This is a genomic window from Corallococcus sp. Z5C101001 (assembly GCF_007352635.1).
GTDB classification, from domain to species: domain Bacteria; phylum Myxococcota; class Myxococcia; order Myxococcales; family Myxococcaceae; genus Corallococcus; species Corallococcus silvisoli.
Genome location: NZ_VKLU01000004.1, coordinates 16,360 through 37,168, shown reverse-complemented (window position 1 = coordinate 37,168; position 20,809 = coordinate 16,360). Strand labels below are relative to the sequence as shown.

The following is a 20,809-nucleotide window of genomic DNA, read 5'->3' as shown; positions in this document are numbered from 1 at the left end:
AAGGAAGGTCCCGATGGCGTCGCGTCCCAAGGCCAAGGTGCTCCCGCATCCGGCGATGGCCCGCCGTGTCCGCGCGAAGGAGCGCGGCGAGGGCTCGCAGCGCGCGGCGCCTGGTCAGCAGGGGGACATGGACTCCCTGCGCCGGTGGATGGAGGAGAAGGGCGTCCGCAAGGTGAAGGTGGGCGCCATCGACATGGATGGCGTGTGGCGCGGCAAGTACATCTCGCTGGAGAAGTTCTACAGCGCCGCGAAGAGCCACATGGGCTTCTGCGACGTCGTCTTCGGCTGGGACCTGGGCGACGAGCTGCTGGACAACACGAAGGTGACGGGCTGGCACACGGGCTACCCGGACACGCCCGCGAAGGTGGACCTGTCCACCGCGCGCATCATCCCGTGGGAGCCGGACACGGCGGCGTTCCTGCTGGACTTCGTGAACCCGGACGGCACGCCCTTCGAGGCCAGCCCCCGCCAGCTGCTCCAGAAGATGGGCCAGCGCGCGCGCAAGCTCGGCTTCCTGCCGAAGTTCGGCGCGGAGTACGAGTTCTTCCTCTTCAAGGAGGGACCCCAGAGCCTGCATGAGAAGGGCTTCCAGAACCTCACGCCGCTGACGCCGGGCATGTTCGGCTACTCGTGGCTGCGCACGTCCCTCAACGCGCCGCTGGTGCACGCCCTCATCGACGGCTGCAACGCGTACGGGCTCGACATCGAGGGCTTCCACACGGAGACGGGGCCCGGCGTCTTCGAGGCCGCCATCCGGTACGACACGCTGGAACTGGCGGCGGACCGCGCGGCGCTGTTCAAGACGGTGGTGAAGGAGATCTGCGCGCGGCACGGCGTGTCCGCGTGCTTCATGGCGAAGGTGCACCCGAAGCTGCCCGGCTGTTCGGGGCATGTGCACCAGTCGCTGTGGAACCTGAAGGGGGAGGACAACCTCTTCCACGACCCGTCGCAGAAGCACGGGATGAGCCGGCTGATGCGGCACTACATCGGCGGGCAGCTGGCGCTGATGCCAGAGCTCACGGCGCTCTACTGGCCCACCATCAACAGCTACAAGCGCAGCGTGGAGAACACCTGGGCGCCCACCACCGCGACGTGGGGCCTGGAGAACCGCACCTGCGCCCTGCGCGTCATCGGCGACGGCAGCAAGTCCATGCGCATCGAGTACCGCCAGCTGGGCGCGGACATGAACGCGTACATCGGCATGGCGGTGAGCCTGGCCGCGGGCCTGTGGGGCATCGAGAACGAAATCGAGCCGCCCGCGCCGGTGCTGTCCAACGCCTACGAGGCGAAGAACACCCGACCCCTGCCGCGCAGCCTGAAGGACGCGGTGGTGCTCCTGAGGAACAGCGAGCGCGCCCGCGAAATCCTGGGCGAGGGCTTCGTCGACCATTTCGTGCGCACCCGCGAGTGGGAGGTGCGCCAGTACGAGCGGGCGGTCACCTCCTGGGAGCTGGAGCGCTACCTGGAGCTCATCTGAAGGAGGACCTTCCATGAAGCCTTTCGACATTCCCGCGGAGCCGCGTGTCACGGAGATGGCCTGGCCCACGCGCATCGTGTTCGGCGCGGGCGCGCTCCAGAGGCTGCCCGCGCACGCGGCGCGGCTGAGCATGAAGCGCCCGCTGCTGGTGACGGACGCGGGCGTGGTGAAGGCCGGCCTCGCCGCGCGCGTCACGGACGTGCTCCGGGGCGCGGGCCTGGATTGCGCGGTCTTCGACGGCGTGGAGCCCAACCCCACCGAGCGCGACGTGTTCGCGGGCCTGGATGCATACCGCGCGCACCGGAGCGACGGGGTCATCGCCCTGGGCGGTGGCAGCGCGCTGGACGCGGGCAAGCTGGTGCAGCTGCTCACCACGCACGAGCCGCCGCTCAGCCGGTATGACGACGCGAAGGGCGGCGACCAGTACGTGCGCGACGACCTGCCGCCGCTCATCGCGATCCCCACGACCGCGGGCACGGGTTCGGAGGTGGGGCGTTCGGGCGTGGTGACGCTGGCGGACACGGGCCGCAAGACGGTCATCTTCAGCCCGCACCTGCTGCCGAAGGCGGCCATCATCGACCCGGAGCTGACGCTGGGCCTGCCCCCGTCGGTCACGGCGGCCACGGGCATGGACGCGCTCACCCACTGCATCGAGGCGTACCTCGCGAATGGCTTCCATCCGCTCGCGGACGCGGTGGCCATCGACGGCGTGATGCGCGTGGGGCGGTCGCTGGTGACGGCGGTGAAGGAGGGGCGCGACCTGGCGGCGCGCACGGACATGATGGCGGCGGCGATGGAGGGCGCCATGGCCTTCCAGAAGGGCCTGGGCGCGAGCCACGCGCTGGCGCACGCGCTCACGCCCATCTCCGGCGTGCCGCACGGCCTGGCGAACGCCATCGTCCTGCCCGTGGTGATGGAGTTCAACCGCGCGGCGAGCACCGCGCGGCTGGCGCGCATCGCCGCGGCGCTGGGGGACTCGTCCAACGCGCGCGAGGAGGTGCGCGCGGGCAACGCCATCGAGCGGGTGCGCACGCTGGCGGAGGCCATCGGGATTCCCGCGCGGCTTCGCGACGCGGGCGTGCAGGAGAAGGACCTGCCGCGCATCGCGGAGAAGGCCTTCCTGGACGCGTCCCACCAGGGAAACCCTCGCGCCGTCACCGAGCCGGACCTGCTGGCGATGGCCCGCGAGGCCTACTGAGCGGGCGTCACGCCGCTTCGATTTCGGATTGTTTCCGCCGGGGCCGCTCCGAGGAGAATCAGGGCGGCCCCGCTTCATCGTGGAGCCTTTGAATCAGCCGGCGCCTCCTCCGTCAGAAGGTTCAGAACGCAGCAACAACGCGGCTCACGGAGGCAGGTCATGAAGGCAATGTTCAAGAAGATGGTGGTGGCTGTGGCGCTCATCGCGAGCTCGCCGGTGATGGCGGCGGACTACCACTCGGCCACCCCCTTCGTGAGCCGCCAGGACCAGGCCCGCATGGAGCGCGAGCGTCAGGAGCGCGAACGGCAGGCCCGGCTGGAGCGGCAGCGTCAGGAGCGCGAGCGTCAGGCCCGGCTGGAGCGCGAGCGGCGGGAGCGGGAGCGCCAGGAGCGCGAGCGTCAGGCCCGGCTGGAGCGCGAGCGTCAGGAGCGGCAGCGTCAGGAGCGCGAGCGTCAGGCCCGGCTGGAGCGGGAGCGCCAGGAGCGCGAGCGTCAGGCCCGGCTGGAGCGGGAGCGCCAGCAGCGCGAGCGTCAGGCCCAGCGTGACCGGGTGGCGCACAACGGCGGCTGGCTGAACTGAGCAGGGGGGCCCCGGCCCTCCACATTCCGAGGCAGCACCGAAGCCCGGGGGGCAGCATCACCCTCGGGCTTCTTCACGTCCGGACACGCACGCGGCCGGCGCGGGCTCCCTGTGTCTCCCGCCGGCTCGCGGCCGGTCATTCCGCCGCGGGCTGCAACGACAGCATGCTGGAACCGGCGTCGGCATCACCCGCGCCACCGTGGGACGTCACGACGCCGCCCGCGCCCACCACGCCGCCCGTCTGCTCTGGCTCGCCCGCCTCCGGCACGAACTCCAGCGTCTCCACGAAGACGCGCCCCGGCAGCCGCAGGTCCATGGCGGTGACGCGCTCCCGGTCGCGCAAGTCGTAGAGCTGCTGCGCCACGGATCCCGCGGGCACCCGGTCGTCGGAGAAGAAGACGTAGAGGCGCACCTTCCCCTCCTGCACCGGCACCCGGAAGCTGGTGTTGGCGACGGGCCTGTTCGCGTCGCAGCGGATGGAGCGGTTCTCGCGCGTGAGCGTGAGCTGCCGGATGACGCCCTTCTCGGACATCGTGAAGAGCATGCAGTAGGGGAGCTGCCCCGCCGAGGGGACGACCTCCATCGTCGCCGGGCCGGTGCGCTTCACCTGGGCCCGCGCCACCCGCTCGGGCGGCTTCGTGTCGGTGCACGCCGCGCCCAGTGCCAGCACTGTCAGCAATCCCGTCCAGCGAGTCATGTATCCCTCCCAGCAGGGTGGAGTGGCAGACACCTGGAGCCTACCCTGGTCCCTCGACTTCCCATCCGTTCCCTCAGCCCGTGAGGCTCGCCAGCACGCCGAGTGCACGGTCGTGCACATGGCCTTCTGCGTTATGTCAGGCCGGGATTACTCCGGGCGCTGGTAGACAACGACCTGCGGCGTTTCGTCCAGGTACAGCCCGGTGACGGGCGTGCGCGTGCCGAAGGCCTGCCACGTGAGGAACTCGTGCTCGCGGAACTCCTGGTGGTACTGGTACGCGACGATGTCCGCGTCGAAGGGGCTGTTCACCGCGCGCACGTCGTCGCGCAGCATCCCGTTGCGCTGATAGTCGCGGAACGAGAAGCCATTCACCTCGTGCAGGTAGATGCGCGCGCCCGGCTTCGCGTGGGCGTTGATCCACGGCAGCACGCCGGTGACGTGGCTGGACCAGAACTGCCGCTGCATGCCCAGCGTCGCCGCGCCCGGCAGGCCCCCCGCGAGCTCCGAGTACGCCGCCGTCCCGTAAGGGAATACCCGTACCAGCGCCAGCAGCGCGGGCGCCAGCAGCAGCGCGAACACCGGCACGGTCACCGCCAGCGGTGACACGGACGGCCTCCGCGCCTTCAGCACCTCCCACAGCGCGAAGCAGCCGCGCGCCACCGCCGCGCCCGCCAGGATGCCCAGGAAGGGCATGGACGGGAACCAGTGCTTCACGCCGCCGAAGTGAGGCACCTGCGGGTGGCTGATGATGAGGATGGACGTCACCGCGTTGACGCCCACCAGCGCCTCCGCCGGCGTGGGCATCCGCACCCAGGCCCGCGTGCGCGCGCTCACGCTCAGGAGCGCCCGGCCCACGAGCGCGGCGAAGCCCGTCACCATCGGAGCGAAGAGGCTGGTGGGCACCGTCAGCGCCGTCTTCACCACCACGTAGGTGAGCGGGAAGGGCGGCCCCCGCATCAGCGTGCCCAGGTAGAACCAGGCGTAGTGGTTGTGGGTCGCGTGGAAGGCCAGGTACCACGCGGTGCGGTCCACCGGCGCGTGCCACAGGTAGGGCCAGTGCAGGTAGAAGATGACGGGGCCCAGCACCGCCATCGCCGCGATGGGCACCAGCGCCCGCGTCACCGGCAGGCTCACCCGCCGCAGGTCCCGGAGCAGCAGCGCGCAGCCCACCGCGAGCCCCACGAAGAACAGCGTCTGCGGGCTGAGCAGCAGGAACCGCCGCTGGAACGCGGCGCTCCCGCCCATGAACAGCACGAGCGCGCCGTACAGCACCGCCACCGCCGCGAAGAGCCCCACGAAGCGGCCCAGCCGCGCGCGGGCCTCCGGGAGGCCTTCGCTCGCGTGCCACGCGCGCCACAGCGCGAAGGGCGTCAGCACGAACGGCAGGAAGAGGGCGTTGTGTTTCGTGGCGATGGCCAGGCCGAACGCGGCGCCGCACGCGATGCCCCAGCGGGTGTCCTCCAGCGCGCGCCAGAAGCAGTACACGACGAGCAGCCACATCGCGGCCACCGGCATGTCGAAGCACGCCAGCTCCGCGTTGAAGTACTGCCGGGGCACCAGCAGGAAGGAGAGGGCGGCGAACCACCCCGCGGTGCGGCCATACAGTGCGCTGCCCAACAGGAAGCACAGCGCGGGCACCAGCGCCGCCATCGCGAACGCGGGCAGCCGGAAGGCCGTCGCGTCCCGCATCAGGCCCAGGCCGTCATGGAAGAGCAGGTGGCTCAGCCCGAACAGCGTCTTCATCAGCGCCGGGTGCTCGTGGTTGTAGTCCCACGCGCGCACGATGGCGGCATCGGTGAACGCCTGCGCGGGTGAATGCAGGAGCAGCCGGAACCAGCTCGCGTAGCCCTCCGCCGCGGCGAAGTAGACGCTCTCGTCGCGCGTGAAGCCCACCGCGGCCTCGGTGCTCCACAGCGCCGCGAACGCCAGCACCCACAGCGCCAGGGCCGAGAGCTTCTCCTCGCGCGTCGCCGCCCGGCCCGTCACGGCTTCACCCCCACCGCTGGCTCCAGCGCCATCACGTCCAGGCACACCTGCCGCGACTCCGCGTTGTCCGCCTGCACCCAGACCTTCACCGTGCGAGGAGGCCCTGGCGGCAGCACCACCTCCGCCTTCTGCACGCCCTCGCGGCCCGGGGGGATGGCCACGTCCAGCAGGCGCTCGCCCGTGGCCGCGTCGTCCACGCCCAGGTACGCGGTGCTCAGGCGCGGGTCCTTCGGGTGCGCGAACTCGAAGATGATGCCGCCCTCCAGCCGCAGGCCCATGCCCGAGGGGACGTTGGCGAACTCCGCCACCAGCCGCTGCGGTCCTCCCGGCGCGTGCATCCACAGGCAGTGCCGGGGCTCGTAGAGGATCTCGTGCCACTCCGGCGCGACGTACAGGTGCGGCGGGCCGGGGCAGCGGTGCGCGCGCCCGTCGAATGGACAGTCGCGGCGGGAGCCGTCCGGCTGCTCCAGGTACACGCGCGCCGCGCTCGCGGACTCGCTCGCCACCCAGTGGCGGGGGCGGTAGCGGCCGTTCTCATAGAGGCGCAGCGACAGCGGGCCCAGCCGCGACTCCGGACCCAGCGCCTTGCGGCCGGGCAGGAAGGCCGCGTCGAACGCCGCCGCATCCGAGCGAGGCAGCTCCGGCTGGCCCAACACCCAGAGGCGCGGGTGCGCGCTCAGGTCCGCGCGGTCCGACTCCAGCCACCCGTACACGGGCACGGAGGGCGGCACGAAGAGCCGGGCGCGCTCGGTCCACCAGGGGAACAGCAGCACCGCGTCCCCGGGACGCGCGTCGCGGGTCAGCACGTCCGCGACGGCGCGCTCGTCCGCGTCCGTGGGCAGCCGGCCCGGCAGCCGCAGCTGGAAGACGAGGCACCCGAGCGCGACGAGGAGCAGGCCCCCCAGCTCCACGAGGGGCAGGGCGCGCGCGAGCCTAGGACTTGGCAAGACGGATCTTCTGCTCGCTCTTTTCGCGGCAGAAGGTGCAGAAGATGTGGTCGCCCTGGTTGAAGGACGGCGTCCAGGGTGGGTACATCGAGCAGCGCGGATCCAGGCAGTGGTGCAGCTCCCACAGCGTGCCCAGCTGGTGCAGCGCGTGGCGCGCGATGGCCTTGTAGCCCGTCTCCAGGTCCTTGTACGGCGCGATGGAGAGCACCGCCCGGTCCTTGCCGTACCGCGCGAAGCCGGACGTGGGCGCCTTGCCGCTGGGCAGGTCGCGGTCCTTCAGCTTTCGCGAGGTGAGCAGCAGCACCTTGTCGTCCTTGTAGGCCCGGATGCCCTTCACCTCGTCCAGCAGCTTCTCCGCGTCCAGGGGCTCGGACATGCCCGCGGGCACCTCCGCGGAGCCGCTGTGCTCGCTGCCCACGCCGAAGGCCGTGTAGAGCGTGCGGTTGAACTTGGCGAGCTGCTTGTCGTCGAAAGGGTCCAGCGTCACGACGCGAATCACGGGGCGTCACCTCGGCGGGAAGGCCCTCGCGCGGTGCCGGGCGCGCGCGAGGGGCGCGGGCCGGGCGGCCGGGAGGGCCGTGGGGTCCAGGGGTTCACTCGCCTTCGGGCGGACGGGCCTTGGGCGGACGACCCCGCTTCTTCGGCGCGGCGGGCTCCGCGGGCGCGGCGCCCTCCGGGGGCTTGGCCTTGGGCGGACGGCCGCGCTTCTTCGGCGCGGCGGGCTCGGCGGCCTCCGCGGCCGTCACCTCGGGCTTCGGCTTGGGCGGACGGCCGCGCTTCTTCGGGGCCGCGGGTTCGGCGCCCTCGGCGGGCTTGGCCTTGGGCGGACGGCCGCGCTTCTTGGGGGCGTCCTCGGCCGCCTCCTCGCCGCCTTCCTCCTCCGCGCCTTCCTCGGAGGACTCCTCTTCCGGCTCGGCCTGCGGCTCCTCGTCCGAGGGCAGGTCCAGCTCTCCGCCCTCCAGCCCCATGAGGTCGCCGTCGAGGTCCATGTCGTCCTCGTCGCCTCCGGGCCGGGCGAACTCGGCGGCGGTGCGCTTGGGGCGCTCCTTGCCGGGCGGGAAGAGGACGATGTCGATGGAGTCCTCGGCGTTGGCCTCGGCGGTGCCCAGCGCGGCGGCGACCTCCGAGACGAGCAGGTGCCGGGCGTTGTCGTAGAGCTCGCGCTCCTTGGTGGGCAGCGGCCGCAGCTCGCTCAGGACCTGGAGGCCCTTCACCACCTCCGCCAGGCCCAGGATGCCGCCCTGGGTCATGCGGTCCAGGTTGGTGCGCGCGCGCTGCTTCCAGTCCAGGTCGGCCTTGTCGCTGTCCGAGCGGAGGAACGCGTAGATCTCCTCCACGTCCGCGGGGCTGGCCACCTTGCGCACGCCGATGGAGACAATCTTTCCTTGCGGCACCATCACGACGGCGCCGTCTTCCTCCCGGCGCATGGTGACAAAGGTGAGCTTCTGTCCCGCCACCTCCTTCACATCGATGGCGGCGACGCGACAGACCCCCTGGTTGGGGTAGACGACCCGGTCTCCAACCTGGAGCTGGAGTGCAGCGGACCCTTCTGGCATGGCCCCCTCGTGGGCGGGTGGGATGAGCACCGAAGCGAGCGCCGGTCGTAGCACCGTGCCCCGCCGGATGCCACGAGTTTACCGGGGAAGCTTTGTCATCCCGTGGGCATTGCGCTGTGCTTCCAACAGCCGGGCCATGACCTCGTGTGCCTGCGCGTCCAGGACCGCGTCAATCTGGGCATCGGTCGGCCCCTCGTCCGCCATGCTTCCAGGCCGCGCATCCACTCGGGTGGAAAGTCCCACCGTGGCCATCACCGCGATCCCCAGGGCCAGCACCGCCATCAGCTTCTTCATGAGCGTCCTCCGTGGCGGCCCAGGGTAGGGGCGGAGTCCGGATGATCAATTTTTCAGCAACAGGCCGGCTGCGGGCTGTAGCGCCCGGTGGCACCCGCTATTGATGGAGCGGCGCCACCGGCGTCACCTCCAGCGTGAGGCCGCCGGAGTTGTCGCCCGGGTCGTCGTCCGGGAACGCGAGCCGCAGCCAGCGCGCGCCGCGCATCACCGTGGGTTGGTTGACCTCCAGCACCTCCAGGGTGCCGGGGGACGTGGCCGGGGATTCGCCCGCGCCGTGCAGCGCGAGCACCGCGTCCACCTCGCCGCCGTTGAAGCCGCGCGTGCGAGCCGGCTCTGGACCCGCGCGCACGACGACGCGGTAGGTGGTGGAGGGATCCAGCTCCTTCAGCGTGAAGCCATCGTGAGGCGACAGGGAGACGGCGTGGCGGTACGAGTCCAGGAGCAGCGTGGTGACGCCCGCGGCGGCCTGCCGGGGCGGGAGCGCGTCGTTCGTCTGTTCATGCACGTGCACCTGGAGCGCGCCGCGGTTGTCGTCCCGGCGGTCGTCCCAGAAGAACACGGAGAGGGCGGAGGCGTTCTGCACCAGCACCTCGTCGGTGCCCACCACGCCGAAGCTGTCGTGCGCGGCCAGGGCCGAGCCGCCCTCCAGGAAGTAGACCGCCTGGGCCACCGGCAGCGGGCCGCCCAACGACACGTACCCCTCCACGCGCAGGCCGTAGACGCGGGACGGATCCAACCGCATGCGCGCCGCGGCGGGTGGGGGCATGCGGATGGCGTGCGCCACCGCGCTGAGCGTGAACGGTCCCCCCGTGGGGTAGCGGGCGCCGGACACGGGCGGGGTTCCCTGGCCCGGGTTCACCAGGGCCCGCGCCGCGGCGGGCCGCTTCGGCAGGAGCCGGGCATGGACCGCGAGCGTGGTGCCGTGCTCGGCGTGCACGCGCTGGCTCCAGGGCACCATGCCCGGCAGCAACACCTCCAGCGTGTGCTCCGTGTCCGACGGCAGCTGGGTGACGAGCGTGGGCGTCGTCTCCGGCAGCATCCGGCCATCCACGCGGATGCTGGCGCCCGCGGGCGACGAGCTGAGCTCCACCGCGAACGTGTTGGAGCCGCCCACGACCAGGCCCAGCCACGTGGCCACGAGCGCGGCGACCACCACCGGCGCGCCGCGCACCGCCCAGCCGCGCAGGGAGCGGTGCCACGCGGACGGCGGCGAGGACGGCACCGCCTGCGTGGGGAGCGGCTGGGTCGTCAGGTCGCCCCGGGGCACCCCGCGCGGCTCGAGGGTGGAGCGCAGCAGCTCCGGCGGCGTCGGCACGGGCGGCGGCTCCGCGACACCGCTCCAGCGGCCCACCTGGGCGATGAACTCGCGCGGCAGCTGCACGGGCCGGCCCGCCTCCACGAGCTCCGGCTCGAAGAGGTAGCCCATGAAGTGGCCCAGGTCGCTGGTGGACACGTCGGGCGCGGTGACGTGGAGCTGCCGCGCCAGGGCCTCCGCGAAGGCCTGCGCGGTGGGGTAGCGCTGATCCGGGCTCGTGGCCATCGCGGTGAGCAGGATGCGCTCCAGCGCGGCCGGGATCCCCGGCGTCCACTCGCGCGGCCTTGGGAAGTCGCCCAGCGAGATCTTCCGCAGCACCTCCTGCAGCGTGCCCTCGAAGGGGCGGCGTCCGCAGAGCATCTCGTAGAGGACGGTGCCGGCCGCGAACACGTCCGTGCGCGCGTCCAGCGCCTCGCCCCGCGCCTGCTCCGGCGCGAAGTAGACGTACTTGCCCTTCGCCGCCTCCGCCTTCGTGTCCCCGCGCCCGGCCAGCCGTGCCCGCGCGATGCCGAAGTCCACCAGCTTCACCTGCCCCTCGAAGGAGAGGAGCACGTTCTGCGGACTCACGTCGCGGTGGACGATGTGCAGCGGCCGGCCGTTGTCGTCCAGCCGCGTGTGCGCGTACGCCAGCCCTCTCAGCATGTCGATGGCCACCAGCACCGCGAGGGGCGGCGGCAGCGCGGGCAGCCCCTTGGCCCGGGCCCGGCGCATCACGTGCGACAGCGGATGGCCGTCCACCCACTCCATCGCCAGGAAGTACTCGCCCTCCACCTCTCCGAAGTCGAAGATCTGCGCGATGTTGCCGTGGGACAGCCCCAGGGCGATGCGCGCCTCGTTGATGAACATGGACACGAACGCGTTGTCGTCCGCGTAGCCGGGGAGGATCTTCTTGATGACCACCGGCTTCGTGACGCCCGCCACCGCCGTCATCCGGGCGCGGTAGATCTCCGCCATGCCGCCCGTCGCGATGCGCTCGAGCAGCTTGTACTTTCCGAACTGGAGGCCCGCGGAAGGCTGCGGCACGTTCGAATCGGCTCCTTCTGGAGGGAGTCCTTCGGGAAAATCGCGAGACGCTATCATGGGACCATTCAGACGCTCAGGGTGGAATATTCCGCTGCGCTCGCCAGCCCGCTCCCGTAACCGTGCATTCTTCCTCCTCTTGTTGAGCAACCTGGCCTCCAGCGGTTGCCGTGAGCCCACCCCCGCGAGCGCCGCCCCGCCGGCGTCCTCCGTGACCCACCCGCCCAGCGGAGAAGGGGCCCTTTCTACCCCCCTGGGGGACGCCGGGACCTGGGTGGACGCGACCGTCGCGCCCCCGTCCGCCCCTGTCTATGGCGAGCCTCTCCCAGAACAACTGCTAATCATGGAAATGTCTGGAGAACAGGTTCGAATGGACACACAGTCCTTCGTTCCGTCCCGGACCCGGGACGCGGACCGGCTGGCGGAGCGGGTGCGGGGCCGGGACGTGCTGCTGACGGTGGGTGACCCGGACACGTTCCTCGCACAGGTGTCCGACACGCTGGCGGTGCTGCGGGCGCAGGGGGCGTCGGTGTGGCTCCGGCATCCGGACGCGCCGGTGGCCTACCGGCTGGTGCTGCGCGACGAGGAGGGCTTCCGGGAGTGGCTGGCGGAGGTGGCGCCCGGGAAGCTGCGCATCATCCAGCGGGCGGACGGCTTCGAGCTGGCGACGAGCGTGGGAAAGCTGCCCGGGCCGGACCGCAACGGCCCGTCCGTGCCGGTGCGTGCGGGGCGCCAGGACATCGCGACGCTGCGGCGGGAGCTCTCCCGGCTCAAGGGGCGCTTCACCACGTCGGAGGACCTCTGCCTCGTCTCGTCATTCGGCACGGAGCTGGCGCAGGTGGCGCGGGCGCTTGGCGGGACGTACGTCGCGCCGGGGGACGGGCTCTTCGACACGCTCTGCCTCGTGTACCCGACGCCCAGGCCCGCGCGGGACGCGGGAACCCCGTAGGCGGCGCTCCGCGCAGTCTCCTGCCCTCCTGGCGGGCGCGCGCTCCGGGGGGACCGTCATCGCATTGAGGCCGCGTGCTCGCGCCGCTACTACCCCCAGCGGGCCGCGCGCCCTAGAGTGCCGCGCGCCTTTTTCCATGAAGGCTTCGGAGGGGCCACTGCTCCCTCCCCGGAGGTTGTCGATGGTCGCCGTCACCGAGCCCGCTTCGCGTCCCCAGGATGTCCTCGCCGGGGGCACGTTCCTCTTCCAGGAGGTGGGCGCCACCCGCATCCTCACGCCGGAGGGGTTCTCCGAGGAGCAGCGGCTCTTCTTCAAGACGGCGCTCCAGTTCTGCCGCGAGCAGGTGCTGCCCCTGGCCGAGCGCATCGAGGGCAAGGACAACGCGCTCTTGCGCGACCTGCTGCGCCGCGCGGGCGAGCTGGGCCTGTTGAGCGTGGACATCTCGGAGTCCTACGGCGGCACGGGCCTGGACAAGACGACGTCGCTGCTCCTCGCGGAGGCCATGAGCCTGCTGGGCTCCTGGTCGGTGACGTCCAGCGCGCACACGGGCATCGGGTCGTTGCCCATCGTGTGGTTCGGTAACGCGGAGCAGAAGGCGAAGTACCTGCCGAAGCTCGCCACGGGGGAATGGGTGGCGGCGTACGCGCTGACGGAGCAGGGCAGCGGCAGTGACGCGCGCGGGGCGAAGACGAAGGCGGTGCGCTCCGCGGACGGCCAGCACTACCTGCTCAACGGCTCCAAGCTCTACATCACCAACGCGGCCTTCGCGGACGTGTTCGTCGTCTTCGCGCAGGTGGACGGTGACAAGTTCACCGGCTTCATCGTGGAGAAGGACACTCCGGGCCTCACCGTGGGCCCGGAGGAGCACAAGATGGGCATCCGCGGCTCGTCCACCTGTCCGCTCTACTTCGAGGACGCGAAGGTGCCCGCGGAGAACCTGCTGGGCGAGCTGGGCAAGGGCCACCGCATCGCCTTCAACATCCTCAACTACGGCCGGCTGAAGCTGGGCGCGGGCGTCATCGGCAGCATGAAGCTCCAGTTGGGCAACGCGCTCCGGTTCGCGCAGGAGCGCAAGCAGTTCAAGGCGCCCATCGCCACGTTCCCGCTCATCCGCGAGAAGCTGGCGCGCATGGCCGCGCTCGTCTACGCGGTGGAGAGCATGACGTACCGCACCGCGGGCCTGGTGGACGGGCGGCTCGCCGCGAAGGAGCGCTCGGACGCGGACTACGACGCGCACGTCATCGCCGCCATGGAGGAGTTCGCCACCGAGGCCTCCATCATGAAGGTCTTCGGTTCGGAGGCCCTGGGCTTCCTGGTGGACGACGCGGTGCAGGTGCACGGCGGCGCCGGCTACATCGAGGAGTACCCGGTGGAGCGCGCCTACCGCGACGCGCGCATCAACCGCATCTTCGAGGGCACCAACGAGATCAACCGCATGCTCATCACCGGCATGCTCCTCAAGCGCGCCGTGAAGGGCGACCTGCCGCTGTTCGCGCAGGGGCGCTCCGTGGCGGAGGAGCTGAGCCGGGGCGAGCGTCCCCGCGCGGGCCGCGAGGACGCGCTGGCCCACGAGGAGGTCGCCGCCGAGTGCGCCAAGCACCTGGCCATCCACGGCATGCGCCTGGCCGCGGAGGCGTTCGGCACGGAGCTGGACAAGCACCAGGAGGTCATGGCCGCGCTGGCGGACGTGGTGATGGACGCGTACGCGCTGGACTCCATGGTGACGCGCACCCGTCAGTCCGCCGCCGGCGGCGTGCTGGACCCGGTGCGCGTGGCGCTGGTGAGGCTGTACGCGATGGAGTCCACCGCGCGCGCCTTCGAGCGCACCCGCCGCGCGCTGTGCGCCACGCTCAAGGGAGACGTGCTCGCGCTGGAGCTCAAGCGGCTCTCCGCGCTGGACGCCTTCACCCCGTACGACCCCGCCCAGCTGCGGGAGACGGTGGTGGCGGGCCTGGAAGAGGCCGGCGGCTACCCCTACAACCCGCTGTAGTCCGCCGAGGGGGGCGGGTGCCCTGGGGGTTCAGGGCATCCGCGACACGGCATCCAGCCCGAAGCTGACCCGGGCCCGCCAGGGCGCGGGCGGCAGGTGCTCCAGCGCCATCAGCGCCTCCAGCCGCTGGAGCATGTCCGGCCGCAGCCGTCCGAACGTCGCGCCGAAGCCCGGCGTCACCGCCTGCGCCACGCCCTTGCGCGGCACCGACGACGTCCACGCCACCTCGCCGTGCAGCAGCAGCGGCCCCTCCTTCATCTCCATCTCCATGAGGAAGGGCGCCCCCACATGGACCTCCCTGGGCAGGGCAGGGGCCTCCACCTCCAGGCCCACGCCGCCCCGGGAGATGTCGCGCACGAAGAAGGACGGCGCCTTGGGGTCGCTCTCCTGCGCGCGCAGGTGCAGCGGCATGCGCGGGAAGCGGCGCAGGCCGTTCTGCTCCTCCTGGGCGAAGATGTGCTGGAGCACCGCGTCCAGGGGGCTGCGATCCTCGGCGCCGTCGTAGCGCACCGTGAGCAGGTAGCGCTCGCCGGAGCGGGGCTCCACCTTGACCACCTCGCCCAGCACCTCCACCGGGCGGGGCATGCCGCCCGCGTGCAGCTCGAAGGTGAACCGGGTGCCCAGGGGCAGGGCCCTTCGCGTCTCCAGGGTGACGCCGCCCTGGCCCACGCTCCGGGTGTACTCGCCGACCAACGACTGCGGCGTCTTGTAGGCCACCTTCAGTCGAACGTTCGTGTTCACGCGCCCGTCACTCTCGGCCTGGGGGAGGAAAAATTCAAGTTTGCCCCACCTCCAGGGGTAGGCCGTGCGGCACCTGCCCCAGCGGATGTCCGGCGGCGGGCGGGCGGTGTTCCATCCTGTTGCGCTTTCTTGACCCCCCTGGGGGGGGCGCGTATGTATGCCGGCCGCAGAGGGGTAAGAAGTGGGAAGGAGTGGTGGTCCGTCCCGTGCTGGGCTGAAAAGGTGGATCGTCCCGCGTGTTCCGAGGCGTCTATGAGCACCAGATCGACGCGAAGGGGCGCACCAGCCTCCCGGCCAAGCTGCGGGAAACGCTGGTGGGCGCCTACGACGAGCGGCTCATCGTCACCACGGCCCTGGACCCCTGCCTCCACGCCTATCCGGTGCGGGAGTGGGAGGCGTTGGAGACCGCGCTCGCCCGGCGCAACCCCATGGAGCCGGGGGTCAAGACGTTGATGCGGCTGTACGTGGCCAGCGCGCAGGAGTGCCCGCTGGACAAGCTGGGCCGGTTGCTCATCCCGCCGTCCCTCAGGGCGTACGCGAAGCTGGAGAAGGACGTGGTGTGGGCGGGGATGGTCAAGGTCATTGAGTTGTGGAGCCTGGACGGTTGGGCGAAGGCGCAAGAGGACGCGCGCCAGGAAGCCACCTCCCAGGACGTGTTGCGCGTGCTGGGCGAACTGCGCCAGCCGTAGCCGGGAAGTCGACAGCAGCCGGAAGTTCGTCAAGAGAAGGGTGGCAGGCGCATGGACCAGGTGCAGGAGGTTCGTCGGAACAGGGTGATGGTGGCGGCGTCCGAGCGCGTGGAGACGCTGATGCTGGAGGGCGAACTGGAGGAGGCGGACCTGGTGCGGCTGTGCGAGGACCTGTTGCACCGGCTGCACCGGGGCACGCGCCAGGTGGTGCTGGACTTCGCGGACGTGTCGCACCTGAACTACCGCGGCGTGCGCCCGCTGATGGCCCGCACGGAGGCGTTCCGCCGCGCGGGAGGAGACGTGAAGCTGTCCGGGCTGTCGCCGTACCTGGCCGCCATCTTCCGCGCGGCCGGCGCCCACGACACCTTCGAGCTGTATCCGCACCTGAACGATGCCCGGGCGGCCTTCCAGCTCGCGCGCGCTCCCTTCGTCTGAACCACCACCGGGGCCTGCCGTGGACTTCCAGCACCAGACCGTCCTGCTCCACGAGACGGTGGAGTTGCTGCTCCCGGCGGAGGGCAGGGTGATTCTCGACGGCACCCTCGGCGGCGGTGGCCACACCGAAGCGCTCCTCGCCCGGGGCGCCACGGTGGTGGGCGTGGACCGCGATCCGGTGGCGCTCGCGGCGGCCACCGCCCGCATGGGCGCGAACGCGCGCTTCCAGGCGCGGCAGGGCAACTTCGCGGACCTGCCCCGCGTGGCGCATGACCTGCTGCCCGTGGACGGTGTGCTCGTGGACCTGGGCGTGTCCTCGCCCCAGCTGGACGTCGCCGAGCGCGGCTTCTCCTTCATGAAGGACGGCCCGCTGGACATGCGCATGGGCGACAGCGGGCAGACGGCCGCGGAGCTCATCGCCAGCACCGACGAGCGCGACCTGGCGCAGCTGCTGCGCGACTACGGGGAAGAGCCCTTCGCGCGGCCCATCGCCCGGGAGCTGAAGAAGGCGCTGCCCCAGCGCACACTGGAGGCCGCGGAGGTGGTGAAGCGCGCCGTGCCGCGCAAGGCGTGGCCGGACCGCATCCACGTGGCCACCCGCACCTTCCAGGCGCTGCGCATGGCGGTGAACGGGGAGCTGGAGGCGCTGGACGCGCTGCTCGCCGCGCTGCCGTCGCTCCTCAAGGTGGGGGGCCGCGCCGCCGTCATCTCCTTCCACTCACTGGAGGACCGGAAGGTGAAGGAAGCCTTCCGCGCCCTGGTGGGCGGCTGCACCTGTCCGCCGGGCTTCCCGGTGTGCGTCTGCAACAGCCAGGGCGACTTCGCCCTCGTGTCCAAGAAGGCCGTCGCGGCTTCCGAGGCGGAAGTCGAGGCCAACCCCCGCTCTCGCAGCGCGCACCTGCGCGCGGTGGAGAAAATCCGATGAGCAAGGCCCTCTCGCGTCCCTCCGTGTCCGTGGCCGGCGTGCTGCTGCACCTGTTGCCCGCGGTGATGCTCTTCACCCTGTTCGTCGGCGTGGGCATCCTCCACGTCACGAGCCGTGTGCTGGTGGTGGACATGGGCTACCGCCTGTCCAACGCGGAGGGCGAGAGCCGCTCGCTGACCCGGGAGAACGACCGGCTGAAGCTGGAGCTGGCCACGCTCAAGGCCCCGGGCCGCATGGAGCGCGTGGCGCGCGAGCAGCTGGGCATGGCCATGCCCAAGGGCGGCGCGGTGGTGTCCCTGGGCGACGAGCGCGTGAAGGATTCGCGCTCCGCGCAGGCCCGCGCCTCGGCCCCGGCCGTCCGCGTGGCGGAGCGGGGGACCCAGCGGTGAGGGACTTCAAGAGCTCGCGGCCGCCCGAATCCAACGCCAAGGGGCTCAAGCTGCGGGTCCAGCTCCTGTTCGGGCTGTTCCTCGTGCTCCTGGGCACGGCCTTCGGCCGCGCCGTGTCCCTCCAGGTCTTCCAACAGGAGAAGCTGCGCGGCCTGGCGCAGGACCAGTACGTCCGGCAGATCGACATCCCGGCCCGGCGCGGGGACATCTTCGACCGGCGCGGCACGCCGCTCGCCCAGAGCGTGGAGGTGGACTCCATCTGGGTGGACCCGTCCCTGCTCCCCGACGTGCCCCAGGCCGCGCGGCAGCTGGCGAAGGCCGTGCACCTGGACCCCAGCGACGTGGCCGCCCGCCTGGGCCGCGCCAAGCGCTTCGCGTGGGTGAAGCGCCAGGCGAAGCCTCAGGAAGTGGACGCCGTGAAGGCGCTGGGCCTGCCGGGCCTGGGCTTCACCAAGGAGCCCAAGCGCTTCTATCCCCAGCGCGAGCTGGGCGCGCACATCGTGGGCATGGTGGGCACCGACGGCCACGGCCTGGAGGGCCTGGAGCTGGCCTTCGAGGACGAGCTGTCCGGACAGAACTCGCGCACCTCCGGCTTCCGCGACGCCAAGGGCCGCAAGCTGATGGTCCAGGGCGCCATGGATCCCCTGGAGCGCCAGGGCGCCGCCGTGACGCTCACGATGGATCGCCACCTCCAGTACGTGGCGGAGAAGGCGCTGGCCAAGGCGGTGGACGACGCCAAGGCGCTCGCGGGCATGGCGGTGGTGTTGGATCCGCGCACCGGTGAGCTGCTGGCGCTGGCCAACAACCCGCGCTTCAACCCCAACACGCCAGAGGACGGCGTGAAGAACGCCATCCGCAACCGCGCCGCGCTGGACGCCTTCGAGCCCGGCTCCACGATGAAGGCCTTCGTGGTGGCCGCCGCGCTGGAGGAGAAGGCCATCACCGCGGACACGCTCATCTTCTGCGAGAATGGCTCCTTGCGCATTGGCCGCCACACCATCCACGACACCCACCGCCACGGGTGGCTCAACGCGCAGGGCATCCTCCAGGTGTCCTCCAACATCGGCGCCGCCAAGGTGGCGGACACCCTGGGCCGTGAGAAGATGGTCGCGGCCTACCACGCCTTCGGCTTCGCCGAGCGCACCGGCCTGGCGCTCACCGGGGAGAGCCGGGGCGTCATCCCGTTTCCAAAATCGGACATCTCCCTGGCCACCCAGTCCTTCGGCCAGGGCATGACCTCCACCGCCGTGCAGCTGGCGGCGGCCTACGGGGCGCTGGCCAACGACGGCGTCCTGATGCGCCCGTACCTCGTGTCCAAGGTCGTGGACCCGGACGGCGTGGTGCTGCTGGAGAACCAGCCCACGGAGCTGCGGCGGGTCGTCTCCCAGAGGGTGGCGCGCCAGGTCGTGGGCATGCTCGAGAGCGTGGTGGTCAAGGGAGGGACCGCGACCAAGGCGGCCATGGACGACTACCGGGTGGCGGGCAAGACGGGCACCGCGCAGAAGGCGGACCCCGTCGCGCGGGGGTATTCCGACAAACGCATCGCGTCGTTCGCGGGCATGGTGCCGGCCGAGGCCCCGCGCGCCGTGATTCTCGTGGTACTGGACGAACCGACGACGGACGTATACGGGGGGAACGTGGCTGCCCCTGCCTTCAAGGAAATCGCTACCGCCGCCATGGCCCACCTGGCCGTGCCCCCGTCCCGGACGGTGGCACCCGCCGAGGTGGCCGCGGCCGCCGTGCCCGTGGTGCCCCCTCCGGCATCGAAGGCGCTGGCGAAGGCCGTCCCTGTTCGGGCCGGTCTGGAGGTAGCGGTGACCGAGACCTCGGAAGACGGCACGGTGCGTGTGCCGGATGTCCAGGGTCAGGCAGGACGCGAGGCCGTGGTGAAGTTGCTTGCCGCGGCGTTGGAGCCACAGCTGCAAGGCAGTGGACGAGTGGTGTCTCAGACCCCCCCCGCCGGTGCGCTGGTGGAGAAGGGGGCTCGGGTGACGCTGGAACTGGCGACGCGGCAATGAGGCCGTGTCCTTTCCAGGCCCCGCATCAGCAATGCGTGTGAAGGGGAAGAGATGAAGCTGACGGATGTCCTCGCAGGGTGTGGAGCCGAGCAGACCTCGGGCGGCCGTTCCGCGGTCGACGTCACGGGAGTGACGCAGGATTCGCGGCGCGTGAAGCCGGGGGATCTCTTCATCGCCGTTCCGGGCCTGAAGGAAGACGGGGCCCAGTTCATTGGCGAAGCCGTGTCGCGCGGTGCCGTGGCCGTGGTGTCGGAGAAGCAGGGGCAGTCCTCGCAGGTGCCGTTCTTCAAGGTGAGCAGCGCTCGCAAGGCGCTGGCCCTCATCGCGGCGAACTTCCATGGCCGCCCCGCCGACAAGCTGACGCTCCTGGGCGTCACGGGCACCAATGGGAAGACGACGACGACGTACCTCCTGGAGGCCATCCTCGCGACGGCCGCCATGTACACCGGCGCCAACCCGCCGGGCGTCATCGGCACGCTGGGCTACAAGTTCGGCGGCAAGACGACGGAGCTGGCCAACACCACGCCGGACCCGCTGGAGCTGCACCGCATCTTCCGCGAGATGGTGGACGCGGGCGTGGAGACGGTGGTGATGGAGGTGTCCAGCCACGCGCTCGCGCAGGAGCGCGTGCACGGGCTCACCTTCAAGGCGGTGGGCTTCAGCAACCTGTCGCGCGACCACCTGGACTACCACAAGGACCTGGAGGAGTACTTCCAGGTGAAGCGCAAGCTCTTCGTGGAGAACCTCTCCGCCACAGGCACCGCGGTGGTCAACGGCGACGACACCTTCGCCAGCCGCGTCTACAACGAGCTGCGCGGCCAGAAGCGCATGGCGTGGAAGTTCAGCCGCCTGGGCGCCGGTGAGATCTCCGCCGCGGACGCCACGTATTCGCTCAAGGGCATCGAGGCCACCCTGAAGACGCCCGCGGGCGACATCAAGGTGAAGAGCAAGCTGCTGGGGCCCCACAACCTGGAGAACATCATGCTCGCGGCCGGCATCGCGCTGGGCGCGGGCATCTCCCGCTCCGACGTGAAGAGCGGCATCGAGCTGGTCTCCCAGGTCGCGGGCCGCATGGACCGCGCGGAGAATCACCGGGGCGGTCCCGCGCCGGCGGTGCTGGTGGACTACGCGCACACGGATGACGCGCTCAAGCGCTCCATCGAAGCGGCGCGCACGCTGGCCAAGGGCCGCGTCATCGTCGTCTTCGGCTGCGGCGGCGACCGCGACAAGGGCAAGCGCCCCCTGATGGGCACCGTGGCCGCGGAGGGCGCCGACCTGGTGATGGTGACCAGCGACAACCCGCGCACGGAGGACCCGGAGGAGATCATCTCCCAGGTGACGCCGGGCCTGGAGAAGGGCGGCCTGCGCCGCATCTCCGCGGGCAAGGCGAAGAGCGGGGAGAAGGGCTACCTCGTGGACGCGGACCGCCGCGCCGCCATCGAGCAGGTCATCAACCTGGCCAAGGACGACGACGTCGTCCTCATCGCCGGCAAGGGCCACGAGACCTACCAGACGGTGGGCACGGAGAAGCTCGCCTTCGACGACCGCGAGGTCGCCGCGAAGGCGCTGGCCAACCGCATCCCGGGCTGAAAACCAGAAGGGGG

Annotated in this window: 19 protein-coding genes; 11 read left to right on the top strand and 8 right to left on the bottom strand. The window is 71.2% G+C overall.

The window, feature by feature from the left end; genetic code table 11:
• Positions 1–13: 13 nt before the first annotated feature.
• From FOF48_RS08730 to FOF48_RS08720, 3 genes are all read left to right on the top strand, one after another.
• Positions 14–1,477: a glutamine synthetase family protein gene (locus tag FOF48_RS08730; RefSeq protein ID WP_186001837.1), complete on the top strand. Its 1,464-nt coding sequence runs from the start codon at positions 14–16 to the stop codon at positions 1,475–1,477.
• Positions 1,478–1,490: 13 nt separating this feature from the next.
• Positions 1,491–2,675: an iron-containing alcohol dehydrogenase gene (locus tag FOF48_RS08725; RefSeq protein WP_143899878.1), complete on the top strand. Its 1,185-nt coding sequence runs from the start codon at positions 1,491–1,493 to the stop codon at positions 2,673–2,675.
• A gap of 159 nt (positions 2,676–2,834) precedes the next feature.
• A complete protein-coding gene (locus FOF48_RS08720; RefSeq protein WP_143899877.1) occupies positions 2,835–3,254 on the top strand; it encodes an ATP-dependent DNA helicase in 420 nt (139 codons plus the stop codon).
• A gap of 136 nt (positions 3,255–3,390) precedes the next feature.
• Here the strand turns inward: FOF48_RS08720 and FOF48_RS08715 are convergent, their stop codons facing one another.
• The 7 genes from FOF48_RS08715 to FOF48_RS08685 all read right to left on the bottom strand — a co-directional run bounded on the left by FOF48_RS08715 (position 3,391) and on the right by FOF48_RS08685 (position 11,072).
• The gene (locus tag FOF48_RS08715) at positions 3,391–3,951 is read right to left on the bottom strand and encodes a hypothetical protein (RefSeq protein WP_143899876.1); all 561 of its coding nucleotides are present in this window, start codon (positions 3,949–3,951) and stop codon (positions 3,391–3,393) included.
• A 147-nt stretch (positions 3,952–4,098) separates the two neighbouring features.
• Positions 4,099–5,937 (bottom strand): glycosyltransferase family 39 protein, encoded by a 1,839-nt coding sequence (locus tag FOF48_RS08710; RefSeq protein ID WP_143899875.1) that lies wholly within the window; start codon positions 5,935–5,937, stop codon positions 4,099–4,101.
• Positions 5,934–6,884 carry a hypothetical protein gene (locus tag FOF48_RS08705; protein WP_143899874.1) on the bottom strand — a complete coding sequence of 317 codons (951 nt, stop codon included), beginning with the start codon at positions 6,882–6,884 and terminating at the stop codon, positions 5,934–5,936. The genes FOF48_RS08710 and FOF48_RS08705 overlap by 4 nt, the downstream gene beginning before the upstream one ends.
• On the bottom strand, positions 6,871–7,383 hold the full coding sequence (locus FOF48_RS08700) for a hypothetical protein (RefSeq protein WP_143899871.1): 513 nt from the start codon (positions 7,381–7,383) through the stop codon (positions 6,871–6,873). The genes FOF48_RS08705 and FOF48_RS08700 overlap by 14 nt, the downstream gene beginning before the upstream one ends.
• A 94-nt stretch (positions 7,384–7,477) precedes the next feature.
• Positions 7,478–8,440 (bottom strand): CarD family transcriptional regulator, encoded by a 963-nt coding sequence (locus FOF48_RS08695; protein WP_143899869.1) that lies wholly within the window; start codon positions 8,438–8,440, stop codon positions 7,478–7,480.
• 78 nt (positions 8,441–8,518) lie between these two features.
• A complete protein-coding gene (locus FOF48_RS08690) occupies positions 8,519–8,734 on the bottom strand; it encodes a hypothetical protein (protein ID WP_143899867.1) in 216 nt (71 codons plus the stop codon).
• A 97-nt stretch (positions 8,735–8,831) separates the two neighbouring features.
• On the bottom strand, positions 8,832–11,072 hold the full coding sequence (locus FOF48_RS08685; RefSeq protein ID WP_143899865.1) for a serine/threonine-protein kinase: 2,241 nt from the start codon (positions 11,070–11,072) through the stop codon (positions 8,832–8,834).
• A gap of 367 nt (positions 11,073–11,439) precedes the next feature.
• Between FOF48_RS08685 and FOF48_RS08680 the strand changes: the two genes are divergently transcribed.
• Positions 11,440–12,018, top strand: a complete 579-nt coding sequence (locus FOF48_RS08680) for a hypothetical protein (RefSeq protein ID WP_370456556.1) — start codon at positions 11,440–11,442, stop codon at positions 12,016–12,018.
• A 181-nt stretch (positions 12,019–12,199) separates the two neighbouring features.
• Complete coding sequence (locus tag FOF48_RS08675; protein WP_143899863.1) at positions 12,200–14,008, top strand: acyl-CoA dehydrogenase family protein; 1,809 nt, start codon at positions 12,200–12,202, stop codon at positions 14,006–14,008.
• A gap of 30 nt (positions 14,009–14,038) precedes the next feature.
• On the opposite strand, the gene FOF48_RS08670 is transcribed toward FOF48_RS08675, so the two are convergent.
• Positions 14,039–14,749: a PilZ domain-containing protein gene (locus FOF48_RS08670; protein ID WP_143899861.1), complete on the bottom strand. Its 711-nt coding sequence runs from the start codon at positions 14,747–14,749 to the stop codon at positions 14,039–14,041.
• Positions 14,750–14,985: 236 nt separating this feature from the next.
• On the opposite strand from FOF48_RS08670, the gene mraZ reads away from it, so the two are divergent.
• The 6 genes from mraZ to FOF48_RS08640 are packed head-to-tail and all read left to right on the top strand — an operon-like array spanning position 14,986 to position 20,795.
• The gene (mraZ, locus tag FOF48_RS08665) at positions 14,986–15,438 is read left to right on the top strand and encodes a division/cell wall cluster transcriptional repressor MraZ (protein WP_143899860.1); all 453 of its coding nucleotides are present in this window, start codon (positions 14,986–14,988) and stop codon (positions 15,436–15,438) included.
• A gap of 51 nt (positions 15,439–15,489) precedes the next feature.
• Positions 15,490–15,873, top strand: coding sequence for an STAS domain-containing protein (locus FOF48_RS08660; protein ID WP_143899859.1), 384 nt, complete (start codon positions 15,490–15,492; stop codon positions 15,871–15,873).
• Complete coding sequence (rsmH, locus tag FOF48_RS08655) at positions 15,830–16,798, top strand: 16S rRNA (cytosine(1402)-N(4))-methyltransferase RsmH (protein ID WP_201756680.1); 969 nt, start codon at positions 15,830–15,832, stop codon at positions 16,796–16,798. Before FOF48_RS08660 ends, rsmH begins: the two co-directional genes overlap by 44 nt.
• A complete protein-coding gene (locus tag FOF48_RS08650; protein ID WP_143899857.1) occupies positions 16,795–17,187 on the top strand; it encodes a cell division protein FtsL in 393 nt (130 codons plus the stop codon). Before rsmH ends, FOF48_RS08650 begins: the two co-directional genes overlap by 4 nt.
• Entirely contained in the window at positions 17,184–19,205 is a 2,022-nt protein-coding gene (locus FOF48_RS08645) for a penicillin-binding protein (protein ID WP_143899856.1), read from the top strand. The genes FOF48_RS08650 and FOF48_RS08645 overlap by 4 nt, the downstream gene beginning before the upstream one ends.
• A 51-nt stretch (positions 19,206–19,256) precedes the next feature.
• Entirely contained in the window at positions 19,257–20,795 is a 1,539-nt protein-coding gene (locus FOF48_RS08640) for a UDP-N-acetylmuramoyl-L-alanyl-D-glutamate--2,6-diaminopimelate ligase (RefSeq protein ID WP_143899855.1), read from the top strand.
• Positions 20,796–20,809 lie beyond the last annotated feature (14 nt).